Genomic DNA, 8,944 nt, shown 5'->3' on the forward strand with positions numbered 1-8,944 from the left:
TCTACTAATTCCCAGCCTTGGCTTCTAATCAGTTCAGTGAGTTCAGCAGTCGGATTGGCTTGCAAGCGGTAATGCACTTGAAATATCTCAGGTGTTATAGCGGTCACGGTGTCAACACCTGGTATTTTGGCAACTTGGTCTAAATCAGCGGGTCGTTGTGTGCGAATTTGTATACAGCCTACGTCGATAAATTGGTTTAATTCGTCTATGCGTTGATTGAGCAATAGCGTGCCTTTATCGATGATTTGCACATGGGAGCAGACTTCTTGTACTTCGCTCAGTCGGTGTGTCGATAAAATAATGCCGTGGTCTTGGCCTAACTCGCGAATCAGGGTGCGTATTTCGGTAATTTGTAGTGGGTCTAAACCCACTGTTGGCTCATCTAAAATGATTAATTTAGGACTGTGTAAGATAGCTTGGGCGATACCGACGCGTTGCTGTAACCCTTTGGATAAATTAGCAATTAAGCGTTGCTGCACATCGACTAAACCACAACGTTCAAGCGTGTACGGCACGGTTTTATTTAATTGATTGTTAGAAATATGATGCAGTTTTCCGCAATAGCGTAAATATTCCAGTACGGTTAAATCCCGGTACAACGGGGGGGTATCCGGTAGATAGCCTATGCATTGTTTGGCCGATATGGCTTGGTTGACAATATCAAAGCCATTAATCTTAATCGTCCCGCTACTCGGTGCTAAATTGCCGGTTAGCATTTGCATAGTCGTGGTTTTTCCTGCGCCATTAGGCCCTAAAAAACCTAATACTTGCCCTGTCGTTAAGGTAAACGAAATCGCATTGACCACACGATGTTTACCATAATAGCGCGTGACATCGAGCGCTTCGATTAACAACGTCATAGCTAAAGTTGGCGTAATAACTGTTGTAATTCAGTTTGGATTTTTTTTCGATAAAATAAAAAATTTCCAGCGCGCGCCGCCACATTGCCGCCATAACATTGCTGAACGTATGCCTGCTAATAAACAAGCGCGTATTTTATCGGCAATCTCTGGCCGTGATAAATAGAGTTCGTCGCCATTAACCATAATACGGGGTTGTAAGGTGCTAATCGTTGAGCTGTAAATACTTCCTAAATTAGCTAATACATTTTCATGTAACAAGCCAAACTGTTCGCTTTGTGCTTGTGCTTTTAACACACCTTGTCGAATCGTATTTAAAAGCTCTTTGCGCGTTGCCAGTTGCCGTTCTAAAAACACGAGTGTTGCAGCATAGCGGGCTTGTTGTGGATGGGGGATTTTATACGCTGACATTTGCTCGTCTAAGAGGCGTAATCCTAAGGCTAATTCTGGTAAGCTGCCATAAACATCGATAACGCTCTCAGCATCGATTTTTAATATGCTAGCAATACTGCATTGCATAGCTTGGTTATTGGTTGTCCCTTTTGTAGCAAGTTGATCGACCAGAGCGGCGGCTTGTGCGACACCTGCTAGCGCTAACGTTTGATGAGTAATTGTATTTAATGACATGGGCACATTTAAAGGTTTAGTATTATCGTACCAAGAATTAGGGTTAAACTTAAGCTTTAGCCTAACCATAACTCGCTTTAGCGAGATCAAAGTGAGTTGTACGATGATGGTATAGGTATTTTTTTCTCAAAGAGGTGAATCATGACAGAGTCAATTGAATTAACGGTGACCGGTATGAAATGCGGCGGTTGCGAAGCTAATGTCACCAAGATAGTAAAAGCGTTGTCAGGTGTCGAGAACGTCACGGCTAATCATAACGCAAATAAAGTGAGTGTCGAATTTAATGCTGATGCGGTCGATGAAGCAGCGATAAAACAAGCCATTGCTCAGGCCGGTTATGGGGTCGGCTGAACGACTACAGCGACTTTGTGCGAGATAGTCACGTTAGGTTTTTTGGGTTACCAGCTTAAGACGGGACAGGGCATTCAGAACGCAGGACGCCGTAAATACGTCCCTGTAGGCTTGGCGGCAGCATCCCTGCTGCCGACACCTGCGTTCTAAACACCCTGTCCCGTCTTAAGTGTGTAGCCCTTCAAACGGTCAAGTTTTCGGTGCGCTGCGCGCACTTTTTTCATTGATTTTTATGATGTTAGTAAAGATGAATACAGCGCACCCTGCTTAAAAACCGAATGTCACCGTTTGAAGTATCGGTGTTGTGTGTCTCAACGTGCCGTTTTAAGGCACGTTGAGATTTTTACGCTGGCTTACTTCGCATATCCGGGCAAAAAGCTGAAATTAGCCGGATGATTGACGCTATCGGTAGCCATGTTATGACAGGTAATGCACGAGCCTGGTGCTTGCGTACTAGGCTTGCCATTGACCACAATTGGTTGTAACTGTAAGTAGGTTTCTAATGTTGTGTTGGTTAAATAAAAGGGTGCCGCAAATGGCTTTACAGGACTTGGAAATTCTACTTGCGAGGCTTGTGCCCACTGCGCGCCGACTAGCATGTAGTTTGCCCAAGGCGTACCGGCTAATGCGGTTTGAAATTGTGCACTCACGGTGTTGGCACTATCGTAAATCGCCCAGCAGCGTACAACCTGAGTGCCATACTGACCATCGGTTAAATAGCGTTTGGCGTAAGGTGGTTGAGATTGCCAGAGGAAATTCTTATCGCTGCCTTGGCTAGGTGGTTGGTTAGGCGTACATGCTGCGCCTTTGTTGGTGCAGTTAGGTGAATAAAAGGCATACGTTTGGTTGACGGAGTTAGGGGCAGGGCAACTGGCTAGTGGGTCGTAATTATTTTTTTGCACAGCAGCATTTTGGTTCACTTGGCTAGGCGTCGCGCCTTGAGCTGTTGGCGCATTGCTGTTGTGCTCAAAAGGTTGCCCAAACCCAAAAATCTGAGAACTGACCAGGATTAGTGATTTTTTGCATGATGTGCATACCTACTAAGCCTACCGTGACATCTAAACACATTTCTTGGCCGGTGACGCTGTTGTCTTTAGACACGACAATCGTGGCAGGTGTCGTGTAATAGTTAGCAAAGCTGCTTGAGTCGGTGAGTATGCGCCAAGCGGTTTTGATTTCTGTTGCGCCTTGGGTGCTGTTGATACCCGTGGGAAAATCGTAGGTGCCGGTAAATTGTTGCTGTCCGGCTTTTGTTAGTAAGTTATTGTTTTGTAAGTATGTAATTTCTATGGTATTCATGCGAATATCATAGACGACGTAATTACCTGCTTGGTCGATTAATGGCCATTTAGTAAACGGCTCTATAAACGAATGGGTAGAAAATTTTGTATTGCGGAATAGCACTAAGCCTTTTTTACCGGCTGCACATGATGAGGTGTTAAGCCCATTACCTGGAAAAACTTGATTAGGTGATGACCAGCTTTGCCAAACGCGTGGTGCTTCAGGTTTGCTGCCGATAGGGTTAGGTAACGGCTGACCTTGGCTATCTGCTGGCCAATTTAATGCGATAAACATTTGCCAGCTAAACCAATCGAAATTGTCTTGTGCGACATTAGAAGACGGGGTTGTGCTGTTAGTATTTGGCGCGTAGCCTTGTGCAACCGTTAAATCGGGTAAATCAACCGGCATGGTCGAGCAGAGCTTAGATTCACCGCTTACGCATAAAGCGTTTTGCTTATAAGCATCGGCGTAAGTTAATACGGGTGTTAAGGCGATTAGGGATAAAGCAATAGCATATTTTGATTTCATCATCGTGTTTGCGTGTTATTCCGCCTGTATTTTATAGCGGCGGCAGGTAAGCGCGTCGGTGTAACCGACCTGAAACACGTCTCCTCATAGTGGGCTTACTTTTTATTATGATTAATGACAGTACGCGACTCTGTTAGACAATAGGCTAAATTTTAAAATAGTTTTGTTAGCCGATAAGCGCGTGGACAGACAGTTAGGTCATTGTTTTGACATTACTGTCAGGAGTAACAATAGCAGAGTTAGTGGATAATGCCTAGTGCTAGATTTAAGGCGTTTACAGAAGAAACAGACACTACCAGATACTAAGCGCTATCAGGAGTAATCAGGGTAGTTACGTCTGTGTGAGCCGAATATCGGCTATCTATACCGGTATTCGGTTTACAATCATCGTATTAGTGTCTATTCTGAGCTTAACCAAGCCCTTGCAAGGTTTTCTTGTTCAGCGCTGAAATATTGAATAGAAAAAGGCAATAAGCCATGCAGAAAAAACAGCAATGCGCTTTCCTGCCATTTTAATTCGCCTACGATAGCCATTTTTATCAGATGTTGTTGAATAAATTCGTCGTCGTGGTCGTCTTCCCAGCTAGCGAAATGGTCGATGCCGCGAAAACCAGGCTCAATCACAATCAATAGCCGAATCCTGCCTACGCGCTGGATAAAGGCTATCACTTGTTGTTTTATCGCGTCGGCTTCAGGACGTGTGAGTTCACCCGTGCCATGAATGACGGCAAGATTATCGGCTTCAATGGTTAAGCTTAACGCCATATTAAACCTTGGCTGTTTGAGGATTAAAAACCGCTGCTGGAAACTGCATGGTCATGCAATGCAAGCTACCGTATTGATGTACGATGGGGCGGCACGGTGTGGCAATAATCTTACGGTCAGGAAAGCATTCGGCTATACGTGCTAATGCGACGGTATCGTTAGGGTCTTGATAAACAGGCACCATGACAGCGTCATTAATTATTAAGAAATTGGCATAATTGGCCGGTAAGCGACGTCCATCTGGGTCATAAATAGGTTTAGGCATAGGCAGTGGAACTAATTTATACGCCTGGCCTTGTTCGGTGCGTAAAGCCTGTAATTGCGCCGCCATGGCGTTTAAACTGGCATAATGGTCGTCATCTGCATCATCACAACTCGTATAGGCAATGGTATCGACGCTGCAAAACCGCGCTAATGTATCGATATGCGCGTCAGTGTCATCACCGCTTAGATTTGGTTGGTCTAGCCATAACACACGGGTTGCGCCTAAACGTGCGCAATAATAGTTGTTCGATTTCCGCTTGTTGATAACGCGGATTGCGATTGGGGTTTAGCAAGCATTGTTTCGTGGTTAATACCGTGCCCGCGCCATCGCTTTCTACGCTGCCGCCTTCTAAAACAAAATCGTAATGTTGATGAGCTTTACCTTGAAACAGCGGCGAGGTTAATAAGCGTTGGTTTAACGCATTGTCTAAATCATGAGCATATTTGCCACCCCAGCCGTTAAAACGGAAATTGCATAACTGAGTGATGCCGTCTTCTTCAACAGTTAAAAAGACCGTGTCGCGTACCCAAATATCGTTAATGTCGGCGTGTACATAGCTAATGTTGGCATTAATATCGATAATATCTTGGATGTGTCGTTGATGCTCATCATCTTTAGCGACAATGATTAAACGCTGATGCTCGGCAATGGTTTGGGCGATAAAGCAATAAGCCTGCTCAACATCGTTTAAATATCGGCTAAAGTCGCCATCTGCGTTAGGCCAAGCGATTAACACGGCTGATTGAGATTCCCATTCGGCTGGAAAACGAGTCATTAGTTTTTTCCTGTAGTTTATTAATGCGTAGAGTCTGATTCGGCTAGCGCCAGCATCTCGCGGGCATGAGCTAACGTGTTTTCAGTGATAGTAATACCGCCTAACATTCTGGCGGTTTCTTCTACCCGTTCGTCTGGTGTGAGTAAACGGACACTGGAAGAGGTAATATCGGTATCTTGGTTTTTTTTGACATACAAATGATGGTGCGCTTGGGCGGCAACTTGCGCTAAATGCGTAACGCAGAGAATTTGTCGGTTTTGACTTAAACGGCGTAACTTTTGACCGACGATTTCAGCGATACCACCACCGATACCCGTATCGACTTCATCAAAAATCATGGTAGGCGTGGTTTTATCGCTGCCGGTAATGACTTGTATCGCTAAGCTAATCCTAGACAATTCACCACCGGATGCCACTTTTGCTAACGGTTTAGCAGGTAAGCCTGGATTCGCGCTGACTAAAAATACGATATGGTCTTTGCCGTTTAAGCGTGGCTGTTCATGATCGTGTGCGGTGACTTGCACCGTAAACTCACCTTGTGGCATACCCAGTTCTTTAATTTCTGCGCTAATGTATTGTGCTAAGCGTTGCGCCTCTGTCTGCCGGTGCTTGCGTAATTCTAATGCCAGCTCTTGGTAATGTTTAAGCCAGGTTTCGACCTCTTGCGCAAGCTCAAGTATGCGCTCGCTGCTGGTGGTAATAGCAGTGAGTTCATGCTCTAAGCTTGCCAGATGTGCGGGTAGTTGTTCAGGACTGACATGATGCTTACGACTTAAGCTGTGAATCAAACTGAGTTGTTGCTCTAAAGCGTCTAGGCGTGCTGGGTCGGCTTCTTCGTTGTCTAAATAACGCCGTAGTGCTTGTACCGCTTCTTCGGTTTGGATTTGCGCGTCGGTTAATAAGCTCGCAATCTCAGCCAATTCAGGAACCAACCGGGTCAATTGCGTGAGCTCATTAATGCTTAAATTCAATAAGTCATTCACAGAGTGAGGTTGTTCGTAAAGCCTATCCACTAGCGCCTGTCCCGTTGCTAAGATTTGCTCTAAATTGGCTATTTTGTCGTGCTCATCCGATAATGCTTGATAATCAAACTGAGCTAAGTCCAGTTGCTGCAATTCATCGATTTGATAACGGAGAAATTCTTCTCTAACCGTTTGGTCATGTTCGCTTTTACGCAACTGTGTGAGTTCTTTATCAGCTTTCTGCCAGCGCTTGTAACAGTCATTGAGCTGCTCAAGCAAGCAGTGGTTATTTGCAAAGGCATCTAGCAAGCGACGTTGTTCTTCGCTGTTTAATAAACTTAAATGCGCGTGTTGACCTTGAATTTCAACCAGTTTTTCGCTGAGTTCTTGTAAAGTTTGTAAATTGACAGGCGTGTTGTTGATATAGGCTTTAGAGCGTCCGTCTGAATTAATCACGCGCCGAACAAAACACGTTGTGCCATCGCTGTCTAATTCTTTGTGGCGTAACCAGTCCGACGCGTCTTTGGCTTCTGATAAATCAAATTCTAAATTAATTTCAGCGCGTTTAGCTTGCGGTCTAATGTATGAAGCATCGGCTCTATCGCCTAAAGCTAAACCTAAGGCGGTTAATAAAATCGATTTACCAGCGCCGGTTTCACCGGTTAGCGCTGACATACCTTTGGCTAGTTCCAAATCTAGCGATTTGACCACGGCTAAATCAATAATATTAAGATTTACTAGCATAAGCGGGATAGCCACTACTCCAATTCAGTTTATTTCTGAGGATATGAAAAAAATCATGTCCTTCTGGATGTAGAATTCTAATCGGCTTAGGTTCTTTTTTTTATTAAAATTCTATCGCTAATTAATACTTTAGGGATTTCGATATGGTCACAGGTAACTAAGGCATTGATTTGCTTAGTTTGACAAAAACTAATTTCAATTTCAGCGCTATCGGCGATGACAATAGGCCGGTTTGATAACGTATGTGGATTTAGCGGCACTAACACCAGCGCGTTGAGCGATGGGTGCAAAATAGGCCCACCCGCCGATAACGAATATGCTGTTGAGCCGGTAGGCGTGGAAATAATTAAGCCGTCCGAACGCTGCGAGTTTAAGAATTTATTATCAATTTTAGTGATAATTTCTATCATGCTAGGCGTCACCCAACGATGTACAACGACTTCATTAACCGCCGTTTCTTCATGAATCACTTGATTATCGCGGATGATTTTAGCCCGGAGTAAATACCGGCTTTCTTCGCTGTAGAAACCTTTCAGCATTCGCGATAATGTGGCCGCCAGTTCGTCTGGAGAAATATCGACTAAAAACCCTAAACTTCCTAAGTTAACGCCGATGAGTGGAATATCAAAAGCTGCAATCGCGCGAGTTGCAGCTAAAAACGTGCCGTCACCACCGATAGCAATCACTAAATCGCAATATTGGCCTAAATCCGTTGCTGGGCGGTGTTTAATGTGGTTTTGTTGAATAAGCTGTGCGCTATCATCATCAATGATAACCTGATAACCTTGTTCGATTAAGAAGGTGTGTAATAAGGTTAACGTGCTAGCGATACTGGGGTCGCTAGGTTTGCCTATAATACCTATGGTGTGAAAAGACGCATGCATGAAGAATGTGTAAAAGCGCGGCGACTCGCGTGGTGAAAAACAGCAGTGAGTATATACAAGACAAGATTTTAAACAATAGAAAGTAGTGCTTAACTTAAACCATATATAACTGTTTTATTGTATTATTATCACACTCCCACCTCAAGAGAGTTAACTCACGTATGAGCGATAAACTCGGTACTCGCCAGCACCATATTTTAAAATTATTACTGGAAAATAAATCAGGCTTAACCATAGATGCATTGGCTTCAGAGTTAGCCATTTCCAGAAACGCCGTGCAACAGCATATCACAGTGTTAGAGCGCGATGGTTATATTCAATCCGGAGGCTTAAGTAAGACAGCAGGCCGCCCAGTACGTTGTTATCAGCTAACCGCCGCCGGTATTAATTGTTTTCCTAAGCAATACGCGTGGTTTGCGGAATTAGTATTAAGTCATTTAAAACAAGAGTTAACGCCTGAAAGCTTAGAGCAGTATTTACACACACTAGGTCATAGCGTCGCTGAGCAACTCGCTAGTCAATTTAACGATAAAAACACCGAGCAACGTGTACAAGCCTTGCTTGCTGTAATGAATCAGTTGGGTTTTAGTGCTGACGTGAATAGCGACGGTCAGACTACGGAAATACGCGCGCATAATTGTATTTACCATGATTTAGCGCAAAAACATCCTGAGATTTGTGAATTAGATAAAAGCTTAATCAAGGCCTTAACGCAGCGAGCCGTTGAGCATAAAGCCTGTATGGCTAAAGGGGATAATGATTGTGTATTCAAGCTAAGCTGAGACAACGATTTTTGCTATCAGAATTTTGAGTTTGTTTAGACTCGAAAAAGTTTARAAAAAAGTTTAGGCAATAAAAAAGGCTTAGACTTTTTTTAGCATCAGCGTATTAGTTAACCTTTA

The 8,944-nt window shown here is 44.0% G+C and carries 10 protein-coding genes and 1 pseudogene; 2 read left to right on the forward strand and 9 right to left on the reverse strand.

Translation table 11 applies throughout. From position 1 onward, the window contains the following. Together VZ94_RS06030 and hflD are read right to left on the reverse strand one after the other, a co-directional pair. The coding region (locus VZ94_RS06030) for an ABC transporter ATP-binding protein (protein ID WP_052700252.1) at positions 1-860 on the reverse strand (860 nt) is incomplete at its 3' end. Positions 861-890: 30 nt separating this feature from the next. Continuing rightward, the gene (hflD, locus tag VZ94_RS06035; protein WP_338040264.1) at positions 891-1,487 is read right to left on the reverse strand and encodes a high frequency lysogenization protein HflD; all 597 of its coding nucleotides are present in this window, start codon (positions 1,485-1,487) and stop codon (positions 891-893) included. A gap of 141 nt (positions 1,488-1,628) precedes the next feature. Between hflD and VZ94_RS06040 the strand changes: the two genes are divergently transcribed. Beyond that, on the forward strand, positions 1,629-1,838 hold the full coding sequence (locus VZ94_RS06040) for a heavy-metal-associated domain-containing protein (RefSeq protein ID WP_045778553.1): 210 nt from the start codon (positions 1,629-1,631) through the stop codon (positions 1,836-1,838). Positions 1,839-2,191: 353 nt separating this feature from the next. Here VZ94_RS06040 and VZ94_RS06045 read toward each other — a convergent pair whose 3' ends face one another. The 7 genes and pseudogenes from VZ94_RS06045 to VZ94_RS06070 form a co-directional block, all read right to left on the reverse strand. After that, the gene (locus VZ94_RS06045) at positions 2,192-2,758 is read right to left on the reverse strand and encodes a hypothetical protein (RefSeq protein ID WP_045778554.1); all 567 of its coding nucleotides are present in this window, start codon (positions 2,756-2,758) and stop codon (positions 2,192-2,194) included. 46 nt (positions 2,759-2,804) lie between these two features. Then, positions 2,805-3,650, reverse strand: a complete 846-nt coding sequence (locus tag VZ94_RS06050) for a hypothetical protein (RefSeq protein ID WP_131655480.1) — start codon at positions 3,648-3,650, stop codon at positions 2,805-2,807. A 396-nt stretch (positions 3,651-4,046) separates the two neighbouring features. Beyond that, positions 4,047-4,412, reverse strand: coding sequence for a SpoIIAA family protein (locus VZ94_RS06055; RefSeq protein ID WP_045778556.1), 366 nt, complete (start codon positions 4,410-4,412; stop codon positions 4,047-4,049). Between the two features lies 1 nt (position 4,413). Beyond that, a complete protein-coding gene (locus VZ94_RS28165; protein WP_239649678.1) occupies positions 4,414-4,887 on the reverse strand; it encodes an agmatine deiminase family protein in 474 nt (157 codons plus the stop codon). Continuing rightward, a complete protein-coding gene (locus tag VZ94_RS28170) occupies positions 4,853-5,452 on the reverse strand; it encodes an agmatine deiminase family protein (RefSeq protein WP_239649679.1) in 600 nt (199 codons plus the stop codon). The genes VZ94_RS28165 and VZ94_RS28170 overlap by 35 nt, the downstream gene beginning before the upstream one ends. Positions 5,453-5,472: 20 nt before the next feature. Then, positions 5,473-7,158 carry a DNA repair protein RecN gene (recN, locus tag VZ94_RS06065; RefSeq protein WP_045778557.1) on the reverse strand — a complete coding sequence of 562 codons (1,686 nt, stop codon included), beginning with the start codon at positions 7,156-7,158 and terminating at the stop codon, positions 5,473-5,475. After that, a pseudogene (locus VZ94_RS06070) lies at positions 7,142-8,042 on the reverse strand (NAD(+) kinase). The gene recN and the pseudogene VZ94_RS06070 overlap by 17 nt, the downstream one beginning before the upstream one ends. 161 nt (positions 8,043-8,203) lie before the next feature. Here VZ94_RS06070 and VZ94_RS06075 point away from each other — a divergent pair. Further along, the gene (locus VZ94_RS06075) at positions 8,204-8,824 is read left to right on the forward strand and encodes a helix-turn-helix transcriptional regulator (protein ID WP_045778558.1); all 621 of its coding nucleotides are present in this window, start codon (positions 8,204-8,206) and stop codon (positions 8,822-8,824) included. The last annotated feature ends 120 nt before the right edge of the window (positions 8,825-8,944 follow it).

The organism is Methylocucumis oryzae (assembly GCF_000963695.1).
Lineage (GTDB): Bacteria > Pseudomonadota > Gammaproteobacteria > Methylococcales > Methylomonadaceae > Methylovulum > Methylovulum oryzae.